At 57.0% G+C, this 21,281-nt stretch carries 23 protein-coding genes; 14 read left to right on the top strand and 9 right to left on the bottom strand.

Translation table 11 applies throughout. The features are described 5' to 3' along the window. Positions 1 to 249 precede the first annotated feature (249 nt). From FHS21_RS11580 to FHS21_RS11545, 8 genes are all read left to right on the top strand, one after another. The gene (locus tag FHS21_RS11580) at positions 250 to 999 is read left to right on the top strand and encodes a GntR family transcriptional regulator (RefSeq protein WP_183661945.1); all 750 of its coding nucleotides are present in this window, start codon (positions 250 to 252) and stop codon (positions 997 to 999) included. Positions 1,000 to 1,069: 70 nt separating this feature from the next. Beyond that, positions 1,070 to 2,608, top strand: a complete 1,539-nt coding sequence (locus FHS21_RS11575) for a putative N-acetylmannosamine-6-phosphate 2-epimerase (protein ID WP_112529013.1) — start codon at positions 1,070 to 1,072, stop codon at positions 2,606 to 2,608. Between the two features lie 3 nt (positions 2,609 to 2,611). Beyond that, on the top strand, positions 2,612 to 3,937 hold the full coding sequence (locus FHS21_RS11570) for an ABC transporter substrate-binding protein (protein ID WP_183661943.1): 1,326 nt from the start codon (positions 2,612 to 2,614) through the stop codon (positions 3,935 to 3,937). Positions 3,938 to 4,168: 231 nt separating this feature from the next. Continuing rightward, the gene (locus tag FHS21_RS11565; RefSeq protein ID WP_112529009.1) at positions 4,169 to 5,044 is read left to right on the top strand and encodes a carbohydrate ABC transporter permease; all 876 of its coding nucleotides are present in this window, start codon (positions 4,169 to 4,171) and stop codon (positions 5,042 to 5,044) included. Next, a complete protein-coding gene (locus tag FHS21_RS11560; RefSeq protein ID WP_112529007.1) occupies positions 5,041 to 5,862 on the top strand; it encodes a carbohydrate ABC transporter permease in 822 nt (273 codons plus the stop codon). The genes FHS21_RS11565 and FHS21_RS11560 overlap by 4 nt, the downstream gene beginning before the upstream one ends. A gap of 259 nt (positions 5,863 to 6,121) precedes the next feature. Continuing rightward, a complete protein-coding gene (gene pobA, locus FHS21_RS11555) occupies positions 6,122 to 7,294 on the top strand; it encodes a 4-hydroxybenzoate 3-monooxygenase (RefSeq protein WP_112529005.1) in 1,173 nt (390 codons plus the stop codon). A 109-nt stretch (positions 7,295 to 7,403) separates the two neighbouring features. Beyond that, a complete protein-coding gene (locus tag FHS21_RS11550; protein WP_112529003.1) occupies positions 7,404 to 8,513 on the top strand; it encodes a calcium:cation antiporter in 1,110 nt (369 codons plus the stop codon). A gap of 112 nt (positions 8,514 to 8,625) precedes the next feature. Further along, positions 8,626 to 9,042, top strand: a complete 417-nt coding sequence (locus FHS21_RS11545) for a hypothetical protein (protein WP_112529001.1) — start codon at positions 8,626 to 8,628, stop codon at positions 9,040 to 9,042. A 43-nt stretch (positions 9,043 to 9,085) separates the two neighbouring features. Here the strand turns inward: FHS21_RS11545 and FHS21_RS11540 are convergent, their stop codons facing one another. The 6 genes from FHS21_RS11540 to FHS21_RS11515 all read right to left on the bottom strand — a co-directional run bounded on the left by FHS21_RS11540 (position 9,086) and on the right by FHS21_RS11515 (position 14,438). Next, a complete protein-coding gene (locus FHS21_RS11540) occupies positions 9,086 to 9,874 on the bottom strand; it encodes a DUF481 domain-containing protein (RefSeq protein ID WP_112528999.1) in 789 nt (262 codons plus the stop codon). A 26-nt stretch (positions 9,875 to 9,900) separates the two neighbouring features. Continuing rightward, entirely contained in the window at positions 9,901 to 10,830 is a 930-nt protein-coding gene (locus FHS21_RS11535) for a DUF2950 domain-containing protein (RefSeq protein WP_183661941.1), read from the bottom strand. A 42-nt stretch (positions 10,831 to 10,872) separates the two neighbouring features. Beyond that, complete coding sequence (locus tag FHS21_RS11530) at positions 10,873 to 12,348, bottom strand: DUF3300 domain-containing protein (protein WP_112528995.1); 1,476 nt, start codon at positions 12,346 to 12,348, stop codon at positions 10,873 to 10,875. Positions 12,349 to 12,424: 76 nt separating this feature from the next. Further along, positions 12,425 to 12,730 (bottom strand): hypothetical protein, encoded by a 306-nt coding sequence (locus tag FHS21_RS11525; RefSeq protein ID WP_246410984.1) that lies wholly within the window; start codon positions 12,728 to 12,730, stop codon positions 12,425 to 12,427. 50 nt (positions 12,731 to 12,780) lie between these two features. Beyond that, positions 12,781 to 13,470, bottom strand: a complete 690-nt coding sequence (locus tag FHS21_RS11520; protein ID WP_112528993.1) for a L,D-transpeptidase — start codon at positions 13,468 to 13,470, stop codon at positions 12,781 to 12,783. Further along, entirely contained in the window at positions 13,467 to 14,438 is a 972-nt protein-coding gene (locus FHS21_RS11515; RefSeq protein WP_246410983.1) for an ABC transporter substrate-binding protein, read from the bottom strand. Before FHS21_RS11515 ends, FHS21_RS11520 begins: the two co-directional genes overlap by 4 nt. Before the next feature lie 136 nt (positions 14,439 to 14,574). On the opposite strand from FHS21_RS11515, the gene FHS21_RS11510 reads away from it, so the two are divergent. The 4 genes from FHS21_RS11510 to FHS21_RS11495 all read left to right on the top strand — a co-directional run bounded on the left by FHS21_RS11510 (position 14,575) and on the right by FHS21_RS11495 (position 17,405). After that, positions 14,575 to 15,207 (top strand): response regulator, encoded by a 633-nt coding sequence (locus tag FHS21_RS11510; RefSeq protein WP_112529153.1) that lies wholly within the window; start codon positions 14,575 to 14,577, stop codon positions 15,205 to 15,207. Positions 15,208 to 15,281: 74 nt separating this feature from the next. Next, a complete protein-coding gene (locus tag FHS21_RS11505) occupies positions 15,282 to 16,565 on the top strand; it encodes an alpha/beta hydrolase (RefSeq protein WP_112529151.1) in 1,284 nt (427 codons plus the stop codon). Between the two features lie 7 nt (positions 16,566 to 16,572). Continuing rightward, the gene (locus FHS21_RS11500; RefSeq protein WP_112528989.1) at positions 16,573 to 17,079 is read left to right on the top strand and encodes a hypothetical protein; all 507 of its coding nucleotides are present in this window, start codon (positions 16,573 to 16,575) and stop codon (positions 17,077 to 17,079) included. After that, positions 17,031 to 17,405 (top strand): hypothetical protein, encoded by a 375-nt coding sequence (locus FHS21_RS11495; protein WP_112528987.1) that lies wholly within the window; start codon positions 17,031 to 17,033, stop codon positions 17,403 to 17,405. Before FHS21_RS11500 ends, FHS21_RS11495 begins: the two co-directional genes overlap by 49 nt. Positions 17,406 to 17,439: 34 nt before the next feature. Here FHS21_RS11495 and FHS21_RS11490 read toward each other — a convergent pair whose 3' ends face one another. Further along, positions 17,440 to 17,694 (bottom strand): hypothetical protein, encoded by a 255-nt coding sequence (locus tag FHS21_RS11490; RefSeq protein ID WP_112528985.1) that lies wholly within the window; start codon positions 17,692 to 17,694, stop codon positions 17,440 to 17,442. A 313-nt stretch (positions 17,695 to 18,007) separates the two neighbouring features. Between FHS21_RS11490 and FHS21_RS11485 the strand changes: the two genes are divergently transcribed. After that, on the top strand, positions 18,008 to 18,292 hold the full coding sequence (locus FHS21_RS11485; RefSeq protein WP_112528983.1) for a hypothetical protein: 285 nt from the start codon (positions 18,008 to 18,010) through the stop codon (positions 18,290 to 18,292). A gap of 34 nt (positions 18,293 to 18,326) precedes the next feature. Here FHS21_RS11485 and FHS21_RS11480 read toward each other — a convergent pair whose 3' ends face one another. Together FHS21_RS11480 and FHS21_RS11475 are read right to left on the bottom strand one after the other, a co-directional pair. Continuing rightward, positions 18,327 to 20,069 carry a tetratricopeptide repeat protein gene (locus FHS21_RS11480; RefSeq protein WP_112528981.1) on the bottom strand — a complete coding sequence of 581 codons (1,743 nt, stop codon included), beginning with the start codon at positions 20,067 to 20,069 and terminating at the stop codon, positions 18,327 to 18,329. A 152-nt stretch (positions 20,070 to 20,221) separates the two neighbouring features. Beyond that, positions 20,222 to 20,452: a hypothetical protein gene (locus FHS21_RS11475; protein WP_376772095.1), complete on the bottom strand. Its 231-nt coding sequence runs from the start codon at positions 20,450 to 20,452 to the stop codon at positions 20,222 to 20,224. 310 nt (positions 20,453 to 20,762) lie between these two features. Here FHS21_RS11475 and FHS21_RS11470 point away from each other — a divergent pair, with 310 nt between their 5' ends. Further along, complete coding sequence (locus tag FHS21_RS11470) at positions 20,763 to 21,275, top strand: YidH family protein (RefSeq protein ID WP_312879864.1); 513 nt, start codon at positions 20,763 to 20,765, stop codon at positions 21,273 to 21,275. The last annotated feature ends 6 nt before the right edge of the window (positions 21,276 to 21,281 follow it).

The raw sequence follows: 21,281 nt of genomic DNA, 5'->3' as shown, positions 1-21,281 counted from the left end.
ATTTCAATCCTGCGTAGCGAAAACCGTTCCGGATTCAAGGATTCTTGTGCAAGAATCGGATGTTCCCGTGCGAAAATGACCCTATTTCATATAAGAGCTCCGCAGAAATGAGAAACTGCTACGCAAAATCAATTGCTCCGCCCTCTTCATCTCCGGAATCGCCGATGCAATAATACCAGTTGGATTTCCAAAAAAATAATGCGAGGGTGAAAATCCAGCCCTTGGGAAGACCGCTGGCAAGGAGAAATCATGGAACGCCAGCAGCTGTTAGCAGAGATCCGGTCACGGATCGATGCGTTCGAAACGGGAATTCCCCTGCACAAGAAATTGAAGATGGCGCTGCAGGATCTCATCATCAGCAATCGCATAAAACGGGGGTCTACTCTTCCAGGCGAGCGGGCCGTGGCGGAGGCTCTTTCGCTTTCGCGTGTGACGGTCAGGAAGGCCCTGGAACTCCTTATCCAGGATGGCCATTTGCGGCGGAGGCATGGGGCGAAGACTGAAGTGAGCGTTCCCGTCGAGAAATCGCTTTCGACCCTTGCCAGCTTTTCCGAGGATATGGTTGCACGGGGGCTTGAACCCGGATGTATCTGGATTTCCAAGGAAATAAGCCGACCATCCCCGGCCGAAGCGATGGCGCTCGCCTTGCCGCCAAATGCCGATATCATTCGCTTGAAACGGATACGCACTGCTGACGGAGAGCCCGCCGCCTACGAGACTGCAGTCGTTCCGGCAAAGTTTCTGCCATCACCCGAACTCGTTGGCGACTCCCTATACGAGGCACTGGCAAAGCGCAATGCGCTGCCCCAGCGGGCCATACAACGGCTGCGTTCGAGGCCTGCTTCGGTGCGTGACAGCGAGCTCTTGAAATGTGCGGTTGGCGCACCGCTGCTCATCATTGAACGGCGTTGTTTCCTTGCCGACGACCAGCCCGTGGAATTTACCGAAACAAGGTATCGAGGCGATCTCTACGATTTCGTTACGGAGCTAAGCCGCTAATACCAGTTTTTGACTGGTTGCAATCTGGTATGAACTGGATATCGTTCTCGCCATAAGCGAGGATTTTGAAGTGAAAATCGGGGATCTCGAACGCAGCCTTATCGTCTCCTGCCAGCCGGTTCCGGACGGCCCGATGGATCGTGCCGACATGGTCACGGCGTTTGCCTTGGCGGCGATCTCGGGAGGTGCAAACGCACTCAGGATCGAATCCGTGGAATATGTGCGAGCGGTCCGTCAGAAGACGGACGCGCCGATCATCGGCATCGTTAAAAAAGATCTCGAAACGTCGCCCGTCCGCATCACGCCCGGCGTGGCCGACGCGGTGGCGCTAATCGATGCCGGCGCACAGATTGTCGCATTCGACGCAACATCGCGCCCGCGGCGCGATACCGTTGCGGACATCATTGCGGCCATTCACGCCAAAGGCGCTTTGGCGATGGCGGACTGTTCGTCGGTCGAGGATGGTCGCGCCGCGCTGGCTGCAGGTGCCGATTGTGTCGGGTCGACGCTGTCCGGCTATACCGGCGGACCGGTCCCCGATGCGCCAGATTTCGAGCTGATCGCCGGGCTGCGGAAACTGACCCCTTATGTGATTGCGGAGGGCCGCATCAGGACTCCCGAGCAGGCGGCGGAGGCACTCCGCCGGGGCGCGTTCGGCATTGTCGTCGGCTCCGCCATCACCCGCACCGAGCATGTCACCTCGTGGTTCAAGCAGGCAATCGATGCCGGGTTTGCACGCAGAGCCAACCAAGCCGTGCTTGCGATCGATATCGGCGGGACCAAGACGATGGCGTGTCTGGTGAAAGAAGGCAAAGTCATCGAGGAGGTCCAATTTGCTACCGACCACAATCTCGGTCCCGATGGCTGGATCGACGCTATCGCCACCAAGGTGTCCAACTGGCGCGGCTCCTATGGGCGGGTTGCTGCCGCCGTTACAGGGATTGTCGTCGACGGAAATTGGCAAGCGCTCAATCCGGCAACGCTCAATCTGCCGCAAGACTATCCGCTCATTGACAGGTTGCGCGGTACGTTCGGCGTTGATGCAATTGCAGTCAACGATGCGCAATGTGCGGCCTGGGGCGAGCACCGGTTTGGCGCCGGCGCACAGAAAGACATGGTGTTCCTCACGATCTCGACCGGCATTGGCGGCGGGATCGTCATTAACGGCCGGCTGTTGCAAGGAACCGCCGGTCATTTCGGGTTGTTTCAGGGCTACTTCGAATGCTCGCACCGACCGCTCGAAGACAGCATTTCCGGCCACTGGATGCATGCGGAAGCCTGCAAGGCGGGCTATGAGCTGGAAGCGCCTGTCATCTTCGCTGCAGCGAGGTCCGGCGCGCCATGGGCATCGCATATTATCGCAATTTCCGCCCGCAGACTCGCTATACTCTGCCAGAACATACAGCTGGCGCTTGATCCGAAATGCATCGTCATTGGCGGCGGGATCGGGCTTGCAGAAGGCTATATCGATCAGGTTCGGGGCGCATTTACATTTCCCAAAATATCGCTGCGTCCAACCCTTGTGAGTGCCGGTCTCGGCCGGCACGCGGGGGTAATCGGGGCGGCCGACCTTGCCATTGCACAATCCAACTCAATTATTGGAGGCTAGAACATGCTTAAATTTACAAAAATCACTTTATCGGCTCTCGCACTGATTACCGCATCCCTTGGTGCCGCCAACGCCGCGGTTACCGTTCTGGGCTGGCCGGGCGGTTCGGAAGAAACCGCGTTGCGCGCCGTTGCTGAAGCTTACAACGCGCAAAGCGGCGTTGCCGACGCGGATAAAGTCGAACTGCTTTTCTATAGCCGCGATGGCTTCTACGACAAACTGCAGGCTGACATGGCGGCGGGGTCGAGCGCCTTCGACATCAATCTTCTCGCGACATATTCCATCGGCCGCTACGCCTCCTACATGGAGCCGGTCGACCTTGGCCCGGATGCGGCCAAGGTATTTGGCGAGTCAGTGCTGAAAACCATGCAGTTCGATGGCAAGCAATATGGTGTCCCAACCGATCTCTCCTTGCATTTCATGTATTATCGCAAGGACCTCATCGACGCCCTGCTCGCCGACCCGGCAGCCAAGACCAAATATGCCGAGATCAGCGAGAAATATTTCGGCAAGCCCCTGGAGCCGAAAGCGCCCGACAGCTGGACGTGGGATGACTGGGCGGCGACCGCACTCTATTTCGCAAAGTCCGTAAATCCCGAAAGCCCGGTTCGCTACGGCACGGTGCTGCAGATGAAGAACCTCCTCTTCAACATCATGGTGTGGCAATCCGTGGCCCGTGCCAATGGCGGCGACTGGATGGATGCTTCGGGTAATATCACCATCGACTCTCCGGCCTACCGGACGGCGCTGGAACTTTACAAGAAGCTCTATGATGCGGGTGCCTCGCCGAAGGATTCGCTGTCCTATGAATATGCTGAAACGAATGCCGCGTTCGGTTCCGGTCAGGTGGCGACGGCGTTGCAGTGGAATGCTGCAGCCGGCGAACTCACCGATCCCGCCAAATCTCCAGCGGTTGCCGAGAATGTCGGTATCGTTGCGCCCCCAGCTGGTTCGGCAGGCCGCGCTGACCACATCCATGGCCTCGGGCTCGGCATCAACAAGAACGCCAAGAACAAGCCAGGTGCCGCCAAGTTCCTGCAATGGCTGGCGACCGAGGACGCTGCCCTGCTTTATGCGCGCAGCGGCGGTTCGCCTGCGCTCCTGCCCGATGTTGCGGCAAAGATTGCCAAGGAGCGGCCGGATCTCGTTACGCTCGGTCAATACGCCGGCGCCTATGGCTATGTCATGACCGGCGCTACATCGGCCAATGCCTTCCCGGTTTACGAACTGCAGGCGAAGGAATTCACCGGCTACTGGTCGGGGCAGGAAACGCTGGACGAAGCGCTTGCAAACACGAAGGCTGGGATGGAGAAACTGCTGAAGCCTTAAGCCTCCCGCCGATTTATCTCTCCCCTTGTGGGAGAGAAAGGATTTTCTTGGATTTAGCCTCTTTGCTAAATCCTTAGAAAAGCCAAGTGAGGGGATTTGGAGAGCATCAGCATCCCCTCTCTTGCGATTTCTAGCACTTAGCAAGAGCTAAGATGCTGAAATCGCTTTCTCCCCCACAAAGGCGGGAGATAAAGAACGCATCTTGTTCCAGACCATTTGCAAAGGAAAAACATGGTCGATTTGGACCACAAAGGCTGGAGAGTTTTTGCGAGCCCGCTGGTCGGCTTTCTCCTGTTGTTTCTCGGATTTCCGATCCTGATCGATCTCGTCTACAGCCTTTCCCGCGTCAGTTTCACAAATTTGCGCAGCCCGGAAATCGTCGGTTTCGGAAACTACGGCGAGGTGCTCGGCGATGCACAATTCTGGAGGGCCAGCTGGTTTTCGCTGCGCTTCGGCGTGATCACGGCAGTTCTGGAATGTGTGCTCGGTCTCGGGCTTGCCGTGTTCCTGTCGCCTCTGATCGAGAAGCGCTCATGGCTCATGGCGCCGCTGATGTTGCCGTTGATGGTTGCGCCGGCGATGATCGGGCTGATGTACCGGCTCGTGCTGCACGAGTTCGTCGGCCCTGTTCCGTACTATTTGTATTTATGGTTTGGCGATAGCCCGTCATTCCTCAATGCGGAAAATGCCTTCTGGACCCTTGTCGTCGTCGAGACATTGCAGTGGACACCCTTCGCGCTGCTGCTCTTCTATACCGCCTATCGGACCATTCCGAACGACGTGCGCGAAGCCTCGGCCATCGACGGTGCTTCCGCTCGCCAAATCCTTACCGCGATTGAATTGCCCCTGATGCGGCCAACGCTCATCTTCACTTTTTTCATCCGGTTTATCGACGGATTTCGCGTGTTCGACAATGTCTATACGTTGACCGGCAGTGGTCCCGGCGGCTCGACCACATCGCTGCCGATCTACATCTACGAGGCCTTCTTCAAGCAAGGCGCCATCGGCAAGGCAATCGCCGCTTCCGTCATCCTGTTCCTGGCATCGTTCGTTGGTTTGTACGCGCTGACATGGCTATCGCGCCGCGGGAAAGGCGCTGCGTCATGATCAAACTCGCGCGCTGGATCGTCTATGCCGTGGCCGCTCTTGCCCTGAATTTTCCAGTTGTCGTCACCTTGCTAACCTCTTTCAAGAGCGGCAAGGAAATATCGGTCAATCCCGGATTCTGGATTTCGAGCCCTACCCTCGAAAACTATGCGACGGTTTTGCAGGTGAGCGACCGGTTGAACATTTTTGCCTATCTCTTCAACAGCCTGGCGGCGTCCCTGATCGGCACGGTGCTCGCCATGATCCTTACTTTTCCGGCAGCCTATGCCATTGCGCGCGGCAAATATGGCCGCAAGGTCCTGATGCCGCTGATCGTCAATCTGCGAGCAGTGCCGCTCATCATCTTTGCGATCCCACTCTACATGATGTTCCAGTTTGCCGGTCTGCTCGATACACAGCTTGGCCTCGGACTGATCCTGACCATAGTCAATTTGCCGCTTTCGTTGATCGTATTCGTCAACGCGATTGCGGAAGTTCCCATCGAGATCGACGAGGCGGCAAAGCTGGACGGTATGAGCAAATGGGGAATCATGAAGGGGATGATGTTGCCGGTCTGCCGCCCCGCGCTCGCCACAGTCTTCATATTCGGGTTCATCACAGCGTGGAACGAATTCCTGTTCGGACTGATGCTGACGTCAAACAGGGCTGTTCCGATGACAGTCGGCGCTTCTTTCTTCTTTGCGGCGAGCGGCGGCGGCATTCAATGGGGCGCGGCATCGGCCGTCATGATCGTCGGCGCGTTGCCGCCGATGCTCATTGGCATCATCATGTACCGACAAATCAGCGGTTCCATGACGGCAGGTGCGGTGAAAGGCTAAGGCTTCCGGTTGTTTGCAATGCTGCTGTGCGTGGTTCGACAAGCTCACCATGAGGGAGAATTGTGGGTTGCAGTGATATTCGGCCCACCCAAGAGTATAGCACCAACGAGGAACATCTCGACTCCCTGCAATCAATTCACCTCCCTCATGGTGAGCCCCGTCGAACCACGCACGTCTATTGTGCAAACTTAATTCACGAAATCTCCCTTGCTGTGTGAGCCTCGCCGGTACAGACTTGAGCCAAAAATGCGGGGGGATCATGCGTACCCAGATCGTCATCATCGGCTCGGGACCGTCCGGCCTGCTGCTTGGACAGCTCTTGAGCGATGCTGGTATCAGCAACATAGTCCTCGACCGCGTCGGCAAGGAATATATCCTCGGCCGCGTCCGCGCGGGAGTTCTCGAGGAAGGCACAGTCGAACTGATCGACAGGGCGAAATCCGGGACGAGGATGCACGTCGAGGGGTTACCGCATGACGGCTTTTCTCTTGTCTTCGACGGACGCGATCATCGCATCGACCTGACTGGCCTTACCGGCGGCAAGCGCGTCATGGTCTACGGCCAGACGGAGCTCACCCGCGACCTGATGGAACGGCGCGAAAAGAGCGGCGGCGAGAGCATTTATGATGCAAGCAACGTTCAGCCGCATGATTTCGATGGCAATTCGCCCTATGTCACTTATGAAAAAGATGGCATCACCCATCGTATCGACTGCGATTTCATTGCCGGGTGCGATGGTTTTCATGGTGTCAGCCGCAAATCCATCCCGGAGAGGTCGCTGCGCATTTTTGAGAAAGTCTATCCCTTCGGTTGGCTCGGCATCCTTGCCGATGTGCCGCCGGTCAATCACGAACTGATCTATGCCAATCATCCGCGCGGCTTTGCGCTATGCTCCATGCGCTCCGCAACCCGCAGCCGCTACTATGTTCAATGTGCACTCGACCAGAAGATCGAGGACTGGAGCGACGATCGCTTCTGGGACGAGCTGCGGCGCCGCCTGCCTCCCCACCATGCGGACGCGGTGATAACTGGACCTTCGTTCGAAAAGTCGATCGCGCCTCTGCGCTCCTTCGTTGCGGAACCCATGCGCTTCGGGCGCCTCTTCCTCGTCGGCGATGCGGCGCATATTGTGCCCCCGACGGGAGCCAAGGGGCTTAATCTGGCGGCAAGTGACGTCCATTATCTTTTCTCCGGACTTGCCGAATATTATCGCGATAGTTCGGATAGCGGCATCAACGCCTATTCGGCGCGGGCGCTTTCACGCGTCTGGAAAGCGGTGCGTTTTTCCTGGTGGATGACAACAATGATGCATCGTTTTCCGGACACGGGGGAATTCGACCAGAAGATTCAGGAGACCGAACTCGACTATCTCACGCATTCCCGCGCCGCCTCTACGGTGCTGGCGGAAAACTATGTCGGTCTGCCTTACTGAATGCGATTTTAGAGCCTTTCATGTATGAAGGGGCTAGCCCGATAGGTTTGTGGTTGGGCGAAACCTGGAGCGGTAGTATGGCAACTCTTTCACCCCGGGATTCGCGCCCATGATCTCCCATCACCTACCGGCTTCGTCATATGTGGTACCGCTCGGAGCGCTGGCGCTTGCCATTGCTGTGCAGCTCTTTGGTGTTCCGGGAGGCCCTGGACATGCATGGGTAACAGTTCTCGTTTCGCTTATCACTCTCGCCATTTTGCTCGTCACCGTATTCGTCGTCCTTGAGCATGCGGAAGCTCTGGCATTCCGTCTTGGCCAGCCCTACGGAACGCTGCTGCTTACCTTCGCCGTCACGACGGTTGAGGTTTCGATCATCGTCTCGATGATGCTGCATGGCGCAAACAACCCGACACTGGCGCGCGAGTCCGTCTTCTCAACGGTGATGATCGTCTGCGCAGGTGTCGTCGGTCTGTGTCTTACGCTTGGCGCGTGGCAACATCGCCAGCAGGATCTGAAACGGCAGGGAACAAGTGCGATCCTTTCGGTTCTGACCGCCTTGACGGTACTGACGCTCGTTCTGCCCAACTACACACTTTCGACGGATCCGGGCAGCTTTTCCCCTGTCCAGCTCATCTTCGTCAGCTTCTGTTCGGTACTGCTTTATGCGAGTTTCGTGTTCGCACAGACGGTGCGTCAGCGCGAAGATTTTCTTGACGAAAGCGCCGCTTATACCGGTGTTCATGCGGGAAATACATCCAGGCGAGCGCTCTACGCCAACGCGCTTTTCCTGGTGATAGGACTGGTTGGCATTGTCCTGCTCGCGGAACAGGTCGCCGTCGGCATCGAGGATGGTCTCGCTGCACTGAACGTCGCGCAGAGCGATTCCATCGTCGGCGCATTTATCGCGACACTGGTCCTTCTGCCTGAAGGTTTGGCCGCCATTCGTGCCGCGCTTAACAATGAATTGCAGCGCAGCCTTAACATTGCGCTCGGTTCGGCCCTGGCGACAATCGGGCTGACCATTCCAGCAGTCGGCATGGCAAGCCTTATCACTGGGCGAGAACTCACGCTCGGCCTTTCGTCGGGCGATACGGTACTTCTGGCGCTGATCCTTTCGATCAGCATCCACAGTTTCGGAACGGGACGCACTACTGTGCTGACCGGCATGGTGCATCTGGTCGTCTTTATCGCCTTCGTGCTTTTGCTTGCAGTTCCCTAAGACACGAGGCGCATTTACCGTATCGTAGCCGTATATTTGCCGCCGCTGCATTCCCAGCGCCGGGACGAACATCTATCGTTGTCGAGGTGAAACGGATCCCGGAGCAAACTCGATGAAAAGCAAATTCAGTAAAGTCATATTGGCGGGCGGTGTCCTCGGTCTCTGCCTGACAACGAGCGTCACGGCGGCAACGATCAAGGATCTGCAGGGCGCATGGACCATGAACGGAACCAAGTGCGAGGACACATTCAAGAAGGTCGGCAAGACGGTCGAGTTCAAGGACCGGACGGCTTCGACTTCAACGGGATTGCTGATCAGCGGCAGCAAGGTCACAGGGCCAAACGCCGTGTGCACGACAAAGAGCGTGAAGAAACAGAAAGACCGGCTGTCGGCGACGTTGTCCTGCACCGATTCAATGATCGAAAGCGATATGACCCAGACGTTCAAGATCGTCGACGCGAACACGTTTCAGAGGTTCGACCCCTTCGGCGATAATATGTATGTCACCTACAAGAAGTGCGACATGTGATGTTCGAGCCTTGCCGCCCGCGCGGGGCGGGCTGGCTTGGCTGTCAGAAATGCAAAACGACGCCGAAGATCGGTCCCTGCTCGACGACATTCATGACAAAACCGTCATTGCTATAGTCGACGCCAAGCGCCCGGTAGCCGGCTACGGCTGAAACCTTTTCGTTGAAACTGTAGCCAATGCCACCGGCAACATCCCAGTCGACATCGGCACCACCGCCGCCAACAAGACCCCAGCCGGTAAAATAGACCTTGTCGGTGATCGAATATTTGGCACGAATGCCGCCGAGGCCATCGACCCAGGTCGCGCTGTCTTCACGTTTCACACCATCGAGAATGCCGCCGCTAAACGCAATCTCGGTGCTGGCATTCCAGACCCTCAACCCGGCGACAAGATCGAGGTTGCCTCTTTCGCTCTGCAGCACGGAATACCCGGCGCCGACGAGCCCGGCAAAGGTTTCGGAGGTCACGCTGACATTGTCCGCGATAATCCCTCGCGGCGTGCCCCGGCCACTGGAGATCTTCGTATACATGATATCGGTGAAAATGCTGTAGCGATCATAGCGCGCCTCGCCAATGGCCATGGCGGCAAAATCGAGCTCTTTGAGGATGTCGCCAAATTTCATGTCCATGTGCACTGTCGGCAGGCCGAACAGACCCGTATCGCCGGACATGCCCGCCGCCCAGAAATAGGGGCTAACCGCAAAGGTCCAACCGTCCTTTTCGATTTGCTTGAGTTCCGGCGCCATCGGCGAAGTAATGTCGGCCGCAGAGACCGGGCTTGCAAACAGCAAGCCAGCCGCAAGCGCCGATGCCAAAGTATTAAAAAGTTTCATCGCTGTCCCCCTTTTGAACGTCGCGATCAGTCGTCAACCGAATCCCATGTTTGATCCGGATTGAATGACCTTATCTCTTTAACCATCTTGTCGGTAGCCGGTCCGAGATCCTTTTCGTAAATGGTCCCATGATGACTGACGACGAAAGTCTTGATTCCGGTTTCGCCATATATTGCCGGCCAGGCGATCAAGGCATGTCCGGCGATCATGTTGCCATTGATGACAAAATCATACTTGCCGCCGGCAATGTTGCTGCCCTGGCCTTTGAGTATCCGGTAGCGATAGCCGAAATAGCCGCGGTCTGACTTCGCGCTGGCTTCGATCTTGGCATCATCTCCGAAACTCCCGGCAGGACTTTCCTCGCCGCCGTCCGATTTCCAGTAGAGCCCGTCGTGCTTTCCTTCTTCACTGATGAGCTTCTGAGCAAATTCGAGCACGCCATCACCATCGTGATCCTCCTGCGCGTAGGCAGTCTGCGCGGCGATGTAGCTACGGCACGTCTGGATGGCCGCGGTTTCGTTCTCGCCGATCCGCCGCGCCAGAATCTCCTCGAGCCCCTTGTTCGTATCGAACTGCCAGCCGGCATCCTGCTTGACCAAGGGAAACGGAAATGGCCAGGCAAGATTTCCGAGAATGACTTCCTTGCTGCCATCTTTCCGGTCTTTCAGTTCGGCGCGTTCCGTGGAGGCCTTCTGGAGGTCGGTCAAACGATCGTCGAAGTCATCTGATTTCTTGGCCGCTTCGGCATTCAGGCCAAGAACCTTGGCCAAAGCGTCGACATCCTTGGCACCGAGATCCTTCTTCAGAGCATCAAGTGCCTCCCCCGGTTCCTTGAAAGTTTCCGACTTTGCGCCAACGAAGCGTTGAAGCGAAGGCTCCGCCGCAATCAAAGGGGACGTTGCCGCCATCGAAAGGAATGCGGAAGCGACGAGTAATTTCAAAATCGAGCGATACATTTTCGTAATCCCTTCAAAAGGAATGGTGATGGCTTCGACAGGTCAGCGACGGCCACGGCCTCCGCCACCTCGACCTCCGCCGCCTCTGCCGCCGCCGCCGCGTTGCACCCTGGGGCCGCCACCGCCCCTGGCGCGCTGTCCGCCACCCTGGACTCTGGCACCACCACCAGCCTGGGCTCTGGGACGTCCACCGCCGCCACCCAGGCTGGCATTGCCGCGCTGCGAGGAGGCGCGAGCATCCCGACCAGAGCCATAATTGCCGAGGGAGCTTGGCTGCCTCGGACGGTTATCGACGCGTCCGCCTGCCGGCTGTTGCCGAGGGCGGTCGGGGCGGCTTGCATTGGGCCTGTCTCGATTCGGGCGGTTAGCCCCTGCGCCTTGTCCGATGTTACGGTTACCCGCGCCTGCACCTTGCCCGATATCGCGATTGGCCGGACGATTTGCACCTTGACCAGGGCGATTGCCGGCGAAATTGCCGCCATCCCTTTGCCTCAGTTGGTTCTGCACATCGCGGCGTACATCGCTGCTCTGGATTCTCGATCCGATTGCAGCCCCCGCGAGTCCGGCACCTGCGGCTCCCGCGAGTCCGCCAAGGTTGCCGAGCTGCCCGCCGTTTTCCCTTAGATCGAGCCGGTTTCCCCTGTTCTCGCGAATATTGTTCGTGATGGAATCCTGGTCGAAATTGAATTTGCTGCTGTCGAAATTGAGGTTGTTGATATTGTTCCTGTCAAAATTGAAATCGTTGCGATTGATATCGTCGATGTTGATGTCGACATCGTCCCCTCCCCATGAGTGCCAATTATCCCAGTCGATTGCAGCGCCGAAAACTGCTCCGGTGACAAATCCACTCCAATAAGGCGCGTAGGGGTAATAGTACGAAGGATAAGGATCGCCATAAACGATCGGGGCCGTCGCAACATAGGTCGGGCTGGTCAAGATGACGGGATCATAGGTCGGAACGTACGTCACTTCCTTTTTGGCAGGACGGATGATGACGTTGTCATCGTCGTTTGTCTCTACGACAACCTTGTCATTTGACTTGATTGTACCATTGTCCACTGCCTTGTCGCGGAGTTCCTGTATCGCCACAAGCACGTCTTTCTGCTGACTGACGACCGCCTCGCCCAGTTGCTGCGTCCATTCGAGATCGTCGTTCATCATCGTCAGAACTGTTGGATAGTTGAGAAGCGATATCACGCTTCCGTCCCATGATGGATCGGGTTTCGCATCAGGCTTTGCTTTCGCCTGATCCTGAAACCGCGCCGCCTGGACGATCTGAAGAGGGTTGAGCGCGGCCGAAAGCACAAGGGCCACAAGGTCGTCGGGATAGAGCGCGATGCGCGCGGTCAGCGTTTGCAGCTCTGCCGCAGTCAGCAGTGCAGGCGCCGGTGCCACGGGTGCGGCCGGCGCTGTTGCGGCGGGCGCAGGCTGCGTCTGCGTCCAAGCCTGCATGCCCGGCCCGCACATCAGCAGCGCTGCCGAAGCGACCACGGCAATCGTTTTTTGGTGCAATGACATAGCGGCTCTCCTCAAATTCCACGTTCTGACGACGTGCGGCACCCGGGTAATTGCTTGCAGTCGGTTCGTTAGGGCATCAAACCTTCTCCACAGACAGGACGGCTCCGGTGGAGTCGATCAGGCAAGTCGAACGCTGGCCCTTGGAGTCGAGGATGATCTGATATTTACCGCCATCCACCGCCGCCGAACTCACGGGAAGGACCGTCGCGCTATCGCCGCCAAACTTTGTCGCCGAAGCGCTGGCGCAGGCCAGTTGCAAATCGGCTGGTGCCGTCTGCGCCGTGTTTCTTGCCATGTTTTCGGGTGTGGGGCTGTTGTCCGACACACATCCTGCCAGCGCCAATATACCACTCGCAACCATAATGAAGTTGATATTTTTCAAATGTCCTCGACCTGATTTGCAAAGCATCGTTTTCCCCCTGACTTTGCTACTCAAACACCTTTGTAGAGTGATGCGCCCTGCATGAGCACGATCACTTTCGCTCCGACCTGGATCTGTGAAGCCAGATCGACAATGTCTTCATTGTTCATTCTGATGCAGCCCGACGACACATTGAGCCCGATAGACCAGGGCTCGGGCGTGCCGTGGATGCGATAGATCGTGTCCTGATCACCCTCATAGAGATAAAGCGCGCGTGCTCCGAGCGGATTGTCGGGACCGCCGGGCATTCCCCCTGCAAACTTCACGGCATTCGGGTCACGTGCCACCATCTCGGCTGGCGGCGTCCAGGTTGGCCATTCGGCTATGCGCCCGACGCGCACTATACCCGCCCATCCGAAACCGTCGCGGCCGACGCCGATTCCATATCGGACGGCTTGACCACCACCTTTGACGAGATAAAGGAAATGCTGGTTGCCATCGATGATGATGGTTCCCGGTTTTTCAGCGGTCCGGAACGGAACTACCTGCTTGCGAAATGCCTCGGGCACCTGACCGTTCGCCGCGTAATATTTGCGGGCTTTCTTGCTGTCATAGGCGATCCAGGTCCGGGTCTTCGTATCGTAAATCTGCGTCTTCGGAACCTGCGCCAATCCCGCCGCGATACCGCCGACGAGTAATCCTGCTACAGCCAGAAAAGCAGCCGATTTCATGCCAAGAAACGATGCGGAACTTCTTTTCATTTCGCCGTCCCCTTCAACCATTTTTGCACCCGGTCCGCATGTTTTCCGACCCATGCCTTGGCGTAGTCGGCTGGCGGCTGCCGGTCGACTTCGACCGCATAGCTCATCTCGGTGATTTCGTCGGGCGTGAAATCGATGTTTTCAAGGAACTTGGTCACTTCCGGACTCTTCGTAGCCAATGCCTTCGAATAGGCGATGTGGAAGCGCGCGGCATCCCAGGCGACGGGTGCATTCGATTTGGCCAGCCAATCAGGATCGTCCGCAGGCAGGATTACATGCCACTTGGACGCGTCGTGGGCGGGCTCATCAAGCTTGACGATGTCATGCAGCTTGAAGACGACATGGGGGCTGTAGCACGCAAATATGATCGGCTTATCTGTCGCCTCGGCCGCATCGACCGCCGCCATGCCCATTTCTTCCGGCATTTCGAGAAGCCGCATTGTCTTGGCATAACCATAACTGTTGGCCCGAATACGTTCGATGACTGTGGATGACCACGTCTCGGCGCCAATCCACATCTCTCCCTGGCCATCGCCGTCCGTGTCGAAGGCTGCGGTCTTTTTCGGATCGAGAAGATCGGCGATCGCATGGATGCCCGTCTTGTCGACTGTCTGCTTGGTCGTGCAAATGCCCTGCCAGGCGGGAACGCCGAAATCCGCGAGCTGGACTTTATCGCCGTATTTCTCCACCAGCGAATTGAGGTTCGGCAGCCAGACCTCCGGATGGACATCGACCTCACCGGAAGCAAGCCCGGCGAAAGCGGTCATCGTCCCCATCTCCTCGACGTCGACGCTCTTATGCATATTCACTTCGAGAGTTGTTTTGATGATGTTCGCGGTAACCTGGCCCGACGGCCAATTCGGCATGGCGACAACCAGATCGGCTGCAATTGAAGTCGCGGGAAACGTCATCCAAACTGACAGGACCAATCCCGCAAATTGACCGAGCCTCGTTAATCGTTGCCTCATCTGCCACGCTCCCACATGATATGATCGGCATTAGCAAGCATCGACTGCATTATCGTAAGTACGTAACTGTTAATTTTTGCCGGAAGAGCGTTTCCGGTGTAGAACTTAAAGGGTCCATTTGGACGCGTGGGGTGGTATGACACGAATTCTGATCGCGGATGACCATGAGATCGTCCGGCAAGGCGTGAAAGCGATCCTGTCGAAGCGGGATCGCTGGGAAATCGTCGGCGAAGCAGCCGACGGGCGGGACGCTGTCGGACAGGCACGACTGACCGAACCGGAAATCGCAATTCTCGACTACGCCTTGCCGTTCATCAATGGTGTGGAAGCGGCGCGACAAATCCGGCTGCACAGTCCGAAGACCGAGGTCCTGATATTTACCCAGCACGACAATGAAGCTCTGCTGCGCAACATTCTTGAAGCGGGCGTACGCGGCTATTTGCTGAAATCCGATGCCACGCAATATCTCATCCAGGCAGTGGAAGCATTGGAGCACCGCCAGCCGTTCTTTACCAAGACGGTGTCTGACATGCTCGTGTCATCCTATCTCGCTAAATCCGATGCTACGTCGAGTATTCTCACCTCGCGCGAAACAGCAGTGGTCAAACTGATTGCCGAGGGCCATAGCAACAAGGAGACGGCAGCGGTGCTTGGCCTCAGCGAGAAGACCGTCGAAAGCCACCGTGCGGCTGCAATGCGGAAACTGGATGCCAAATCCACCGCGGCCCTTGTTCGATATGCCATAAGAAACCGGTTGATCGAGGCTTGACGATGGTTTCGCGCAAAATGGCCAAGCACTACCACCACTCACCCGCCGCAATTTTCTCGAGTGAAAGCATCGACATGAACCATACCTCCGAAGCAGCTCAGCTGCCGCGGCCATCCCGCAGTCGCCTGGCCGCACTGCCGGTGCTTGGGCTCTTGCTGACGCTCGCATTGGCTGGTTGCGCCGGGCATGCCAAAGGCGTAATGGCTCCGGTGGCCGTGACGGGTGCAACGGGTGGTTCAACGGTCGACATGCTCGTCGTTACCAGCCGCGTCCCCTCGCACGATCCGGCGACGTTGTTTACAGGGGAGCGCAGCCCGACGCCTTATTTGACGGATATCACCGTATCGATCCCTTCCGATGCCAAGCGCAAAGCGGGAACAGTCCAGTGGCCGAAAAAGGTACCGCCGAATCCGGAAACGGACTTTGCCGTGACAAAAGTGCAGCAACTGCATTCCCCCGAAGAGGGACGCGCCTGGTTCCGCCAGCATGTCGTTAATGGGCATGCGATGGTCTTTGTCCATGGTTTCAACAACCGCTACGAAGATTCGGTTTTCCGCTTCGCCCAGATCATCCACGATTCCAAGGCGCAGGTAACGCCAATCCTGTTCACCTGGCCCTCGAGGGCACGCGTCTTCGACTATAATTACGACAAGGAGAGCACCAACTTCTCGCGTACTGCGTTGGAACAGGGACTGCAAACGCTTGCCAAGGACAAGGACGTCAAGGAAATCACGGTCATGGCTCACTCGATGGGAACATGGCTCGCCATGGAATCGCTGCGGCAGATGGCAATACGCGACGGCCGGGTGCAGCCCAAGATAAAGAATGTGATTCTTGCTTCGCCCGATATCGATGTCGATGTCTTCGCAAGACAATGGAACGAGCTTGGCAAGGACAAGCCGAAAATCACCATCTTCGTGTCACAGGACGACAGGGCCTTGAAGGTGTCGCGGTTGATCTCGGGCGATGTCGATCGTCTTGGTGCGATCAATCCGGCGGCGGAGCCTTACAAGACCAAGCTGGAAGCTGCCGGAATAACCGTCGTGGATCTGACCAAGGTCAAAACCGATGACGGACTGCGCCACGGCAAATTCGCCGAGAGTCCGGAGATCGTCCAGCTCATCGGACAGCGGCTCGTGACGGGACAGACGCTTACCGATTCAGACGTTTCCTTCGCTGACGGCGTGACGGCGGTCGTGGCCGGAAGCGTCGGTACCGTGGGCAAAGTTGCAGCGACGACCGTGACCGCGCCGCTCACCGTGCTCGAGGGCAATAAGATCGAATATAGACGCCCTAAATCCGACAGGGTGAACGAGACCCTGAACAGCAAGTCACCCACGCCCGAGCTCAGCTACTAGGCGGACAATGGCGATCGACCAGGACAACGATCCGGCCTTCCTCGTGTTTCGCGGAGGGCCGTTTTACAACTTGCAGCTGAAAACAAATCTGCTCGACGGAACCCATCTCAAGCCCCTGCCGCGCGCGTTGATATTCTCGTCCTGGGCTATGACAATCAACAATGAGGGACGATCCCTCAGTCTTGCGGCATGGTGGTCTATCATCATCAGCAACACGCTTTTCTGGTTTCTGCTCTTGCGTGCGGTATTGCGGCACATCGTGTGGGCGCTATTGCTGCGCGATTTTTCAAGGCTCCGGACAAGGCTTGTGGCAACGCATCCGGACAGCCATGCCGGTCTGAGTTTCGTCGGCCGTTATCCCAATGGCTATATTCTGTTCACCGTCGCGGTAAGTAGCGTCGTCGCTGGCACTTTGACACACCAGTCTTGCACGGGACAGTTACAGCAACCGCATTTGGATCCATTATGGGTCTTTGGCTCGCCGTTATATTCGCCTATTTCGGCATACCGCTGATCGGCTTTGCCCGTGTGCTCGGAAAGCTTAAGCGACAGACTTTACTCGCAGCATCCGCACGGGCAACCGACTATCAGCGGCAATCCGAGCGTAACACGCTTGGCAAGAACGTTATCGGCGATGGCGAAAAAACCATCAAAGGCGATGATATACAGGATCCAGGCAAGCTCTACGATGCAGCGAAAAAGCTCTCACCGATGCTGGTGACGCGATCGACGCTTGTGCCCGTCTCCGCCGCTGCCCTGCTCCCATTCTTGGCGATCGGTCTGACGCAGCTGCCGATGAAGGAGCTGGCTCCGATTCTGAAGCGTCTGTTGCTGCTTTAGAGCAGGTCTATCTAGCCTCCCTTGGCTCCGACGCTTACGGCATTGGCATTTTTTCCAGCGCCGTGCCAAACTCGACGGCTGTACCATATTGCTTGCCTTTGTCGATGAAGTAGATCGTCTTGCTGTATGGGACGAGAACCCGCACAATCCGCCGCTGCATCATGCCATCAAGGTCGAGCAGATGTTGGTGAACTAGGCTCTTTTCTGCTGAGTGAGCTTCCACTGCCAGAATACAGGAGATTAGCGCGACGAGCCGGAAAAGCGCGCGAACAAGAGACAACTTGGGCATTCTCGCAAAACTCCTGCTCCGGCAGCGAAAGTCCACAGTTCCATCGACTATATGGGGGCCCGAGCGTGTCCGTAACTGCCCGACTTCGCGGTGGGTGCAAGGGAGAGCGAATTCGTCAATCGCCGGTCCCGCCCGGGCGGGGCAAGGGGAAGGGAGGCAACCCCGTGCCCTTGGCGATGCTGGTCCAAAATAGCGCCGGCAGCAACGATGTTACAGTAACATCGTTGCAAGAAATCCGGCCTCGACGCATCTTTGTTGCCTGAAGGCGTTTCTCGCGCCGATTCCGGCAAAAATACTGAAACAGGCTTACCGCATGAAACGCATACTGCCAGCTCTTTTGTTCCTGCTCTGCGCCTCCGAGATTACCGCAGCCGAGCCGCTGCAATCGCGCATGCTCCAGCGGCAAACGGCCCGCGCCATCCGCAATGCGGGGTTCTGGTGCGACAGGATCACCGATGCTAGGATCGACAAGGCTCGATCTGCTGGCGGCGCCACGATCGTGCAGGTGACCTGCGATGATAAAACGACGTTCGCGCAATACAGTCTGACCATGAACGCCGACAACAGCAAGGTAACGAAAATCGAACCTTGGAAGTGAACCCTCCAGGTTTCGTAGCCAAGAGACGCTACTTTTAGTTGGATGCGTCAGCCACCGGAGCAGGCAGGACAAAACCTGCCTTCGTCAAACCGGCTCCAAGCTGGTCGACGATCTCCCGCGAATAGTGGCGGGCCGCCATATCGGAACGGAACGATGCGGGGAAGTGCTTGCGCTTGGCGTTGAGACGTTTTGCTGCTTCGTTTATATCTGCGGCATTCTTCATCTGGCCCGCTGCCGCAAGTTCGAGAATGTTGGCAATATAGTTTTCCGATCTGCCCATCTGCTGCACGCGAAGCAGCGCTTCCGCAAACTCTCCGCGCCGGTAAGCATCAAGCGCAAGCGTGAGCCCGGCATCGCTGGGCGCGGCGCCATCGACCATCCCGGCTTTGACTGCCATTCCCGCACCTTCCGCCCATCGGCCTACGGCGAATAGCATAGCTCCTAGCCGGGCCGGGATGAGGCCATTGCCGGGATTGAGCCCCATTGCACGATATCCGGACACGAACGCCGCTTCCGTCTGACCATTGCGGAATTGTGCCAGCATTTGAGCATATCCGGCGCGGTCGGACATAGGGGCGAGTGAAACGGCTCTATTTGCCAGCGTCAGTGCCTGCACAGTCAATTCGGTCGGCGCTTCAGGCGCGTCCAGCTCAAGATTGACGATTGCGAGTTCGGCGTTGATGTCTGGATTGTTCGGTGCGTCCAGCAGCGATGTACCGAGGCAAGTTTGCACCTCTTGTAACAGGCCGGTATCGAGCTGTTCGAGAGCCACGGCAGACCGCAGGACGCAGCCATTGCCAAACGTCGGCGACCTCAGTTCACGCGTCAACTCCAGGCTGTTGATGACGCCGCGTGTGCCGGCGAACCGGTTTGCGAGGTCCGTAATCAGTTCGTAGCGAACGTCGATACCCGGCCTGTCGACCTCGACGCGCTCGACTCCAGAACGCAGGGCTTCTCCAGCCGCGGGATTGACAACCTGCCACCACACCGCACGGACGTGGTCGTCAGGGTGATATTTGAGGATCACATGATAGCGAGTATCCATTCGACTTTGGGAACCGAACAGGGACCCGGCTGCCGATCGGATCCCGCCCGTTTCCGACGCCATGTCTCCTGCCGCAAGCTTGAGCGTCTGATACTGCGACAGGGCCGTCATCAGGTAATCATGGATCAGTCCAGCCTCGATGTCCGTCTGGTCACCGGCCAACTTCATCTCGATGGCAACATTTGGCTTTTCCGAATAAACAGGACCCTTTCCAGAAAGAAACCACAGGAAACCGCAAGCGGCCGCTACAAGTCCTGCAAGAACGAGCCGTCGATCGAAGACCCTGCTCTTCCAGCCGGAATTTGTACTCCCGATTTCGGGTGCATCAAGAAGGTCGGACTCGTCGAGAGTTTCAGTCTGGGGTGGGGCCTTGGTAAAAACAGGAATATAGCGTCCGCGCGGCAGCTCGATGCGGACGCTGCCTTCTTCGGCGTGAGCCTCATAATATTGGGCAAGAGAGGCGCGAAGCCGTGTCGCTTCTATGCGGACAATTGGATCCGTGGTGGGATCAAAGCTGCAGGGGCGACCAAACACATCGACCGCGATCGTATAGGCCTTCACCGCAGCAGCACGACCCTCGAACATTTCGCTGGCTACAAATCGCAGGAAATTCCTGTTGCGATCGGTCGAGTGAAACTGGGGATCGGACAAGAGCCTGTCCAATTCCTGCTTCGCCTCCTGTTCGGTGACCTCTTCGGTTTCCGTTGCGTCGATATTGACGTCAACTTCCATGGCAGACCCCCGTGCTTCAGCCTGGAACAGAATTGAACGGAACAGGCCAAGAAGCCATAGGGTGAATACCCCAGGTTGCACCGGAATTATACTGAGACACTTAGTTTAAATAGGATTAATCAGGAAACAAAGAGCTACGTCAGATTGATTGGTCAAGGTATTTTGCTGCGCGCCGCAATGCAAATATCAATAACTTCGTTTTCGATATCGGAACACAAGGTCTCGTACTCCACCAACAGTCTGTCGTCCGAGGAGCCATTTCGTCGCAAGCGGTCAAGGGTTGAACTTGCTTCGTCGAACGCGTCGCAGAGGCTTACCAAAGTTGAATTCCGGGTGCTGAGCATCTGCAGCTGCCCGCGCATTGCGGGCAGCTTGAGCATCAATTTCCAGAGTCCCCTTTGGGATGAAGCCGTTGACATTGCCGATGCTGAACCTCCGCTTCCGTCGTAAACTAATCCATTCGAGCTATATGCCGCCAAAAGGCAGGCGAACCGGCAATTGTGCAGAACACCCGGTTTCTTTCCGACGATAGTGCATAATTGATGCTCACCGCGGGAGTACGTTACGGTAAAAACCGCGGGGACAGGTCCTAAGGGACGGAAAATATTCTGATCAGGTTCGACGTGGAGGTATGGCCTCGTCTCTTCTGGCCCCGCCTTTGTTACCGTTACGTACTTACAAACGGACACTCCAGTGGCGAACGTGTACGCGACGAACAAGGCCAATGACCTTCATGGACATGCGAATTCAAAATCCCCGTCCGATGCGATTTCGGTGGACTTGTCCGCACGGCGTACTGGAATGTCGTTCCAGCGAACCCGCATGAGCGCCGACCGCACCTTGATGTCGGTGATCCGCACGTCCCTCTCACTGATAGGCTTTGGATTTACAATATTCCAGTTCTTCGAGAAGCTGCGCGATGCCGGCACACTCACTCATGCCGGGGCGCCACGCAGTTTCGGACTGGCGCTTGTCCTTCTCGGCATATGCATGCTTGTGATCGGCATCATCTATCACACGCAGTTCATGCTCGAACTTCGACGTACCCGGGAGGAAATGGTGGCGGATGGCATCATTCACGGGGAGAGCCGCTATCCGGTTTCGTACACACTTGTGACGGCAGTAATCCTGCTTCTTATCGGTCTCTTCGCTGTCGCAAGCATGGTCTTTGATATCGGCCCATTTCAGGACGGAACGGGCAGCTGATTCCTA

This window comes from Phyllobacterium trifolii, assembly GCF_014192095.1.
Lineage (GTDB): Bacteria > Pseudomonadota > Alphaproteobacteria > Rhizobiales > Rhizobiaceae > Phyllobacterium > Phyllobacterium trifolii.
Note: the sequence above shows the minus strand (reverse complement) of the source record. Positions and strands in the feature narration are given on the sequence as shown.